The sequence below is a fragment of the uncultured Campylobacter sp. genome (genome assembly GCF_938017615.1).
GTDB lineage: Bacteria > Campylobacterota > Campylobacteria > Campylobacterales > Campylobacteraceae > Campylobacter_B.
This window is the reverse complement of the sequence record NZ_CALIJA010000120.1, coordinates 1-1,403: the sequence shown is the minus strand read 5'-3', so window position 1 is coordinate 1,403 and position 1,403 is coordinate 1. Positions and strand designations below refer to the sequence as shown.

Below are 1,403 nucleotides of genomic sequence, written 5' to 3'. Positions count from 1 at the left end.
CGGAGCTTGCGGAGCCGTTTTATCTGGCGCGCGAGGGCGGCTTTTGCTTCATCAAAATCAACGCCACGCTAAACGGCGCGGTGCATGGGCGGATCGGCAGCGAGAAGCAGCGCGCGTTCGTGCACGAGCTGCGCGGTGTGTGCGATTACGTAGGCGTAGGCGGGCAGACCGTGCGCGCCGACAGACCGGCGCTGGATGTGCGGGCGGCTAAATTTGATGAAATTAGCGCTTTGGTGGGCAGTGCTGATATGTTGACGCCAGACGCGTGTGCCGCGCCGCAAAATCTAAAGCCGCGCACACCCGACGTTTGGATTCGTTCGCGCCGCGCACTTTCGGATTTTGATGCGAGCATTCCGCTTTTCGGCGTCACGGATCGCAGGGTGGAGGTCTCGCAGTCGCTGCCCGCAGGCGCGAAAGTAACGATGATAGAAGCGGGTACGAGTTCGTTTGACGAGTTTGCGCAGTTTGCGAGCCATGCGCTTATTTTTTACAGCGCGCAGATGAGGGATGCGGGAAATTTTAGAACAAATGCCGCGCTACAGCCATTTTTTATCTCTAGCGCGGGCGATCCGCACCTAGAAGCGAACGAATTCTACGGCTGGTTTAAAATTTTAAAGTAGAGCAAAAGATAACAAAATTTTTAAAGCTTGCGACTATAGGAATCGAAAGGTAATGCGCTTAGCTTTATTTAGATTCAAAAACGATAAAGTTTAGCCATATTATTATGCCTATAAACAATAAAATAGACGATAGTGCTTCGTTGGCATTCCAGCGCCTTTTTAGACTAACGATTTGTAAAAATTTACCGAGCTCGTAATTACTTTTGCGAAATGAAAATGCCGTAGAATAGGTGCCTATGAATAATATCGCGGCGGATAATATCGCTACTAGTTTTTTATCCAGATCCAGACCAAATAGCATAAAACCGAATACTATGATATAAGTAACGGCGGTAAGCGCTAAAATTCCTATCGTCGCAAAGGCGATGAAAAATATAAAATTTAGCTTGCGATCAACCTCTTTGACATAAAAATCGCTCAAACTGCTGCTGACGTAAAAGGCGAATAGCTCAAGAATCGCCGTCGTAAAAGGCAGACGAATATCGCCCGGAAATAAAAAATATCCCTTCAAAAGGCTCATAACATCGATATTTGAAATATTTTCAATATGCCACGAAACAACGTAAAATGAAATCACAAAAATGGCTAAAAATACGTTACCCAAAAGAAACTTGTAAATTAGGTATTTTATGTTTTTGCGCACCTTGACTCCCCAAAATTTCGCGAGATTATACGTCAAATTTGCTTTTAACAGGCTCAAATCGGCAGGAAAATTTGATGAGTGAAATTTAGCCAAAATTTTGATGCGTAGTTTAAATTTGCAGCTCGATTTACAGCTCAATT

At 44.9% G+C, this 1,403-nt stretch carries 1 protein-coding gene and 1 pseudogene; one reads left to right on the top strand and one right to left on the bottom strand.

Features of this window, described 5'->3' with window-relative positions:
- A pseudogene (locus tag Q0620_RS06145) lies at positions 1-620 on the top strand (hypothetical protein); the annotation flags it as partial.
- A gap of 64 nt (positions 621-684) precedes the next feature.
- On the opposite strand, the gene Q0620_RS06140 reads toward Q0620_RS06145, so the two are convergent.
- On the bottom strand, positions 685-1,403 hold a 719-nt coding region (locus tag Q0620_RS06140), incomplete at its 5' end, for a hypothetical protein (protein ID WP_298783786.1).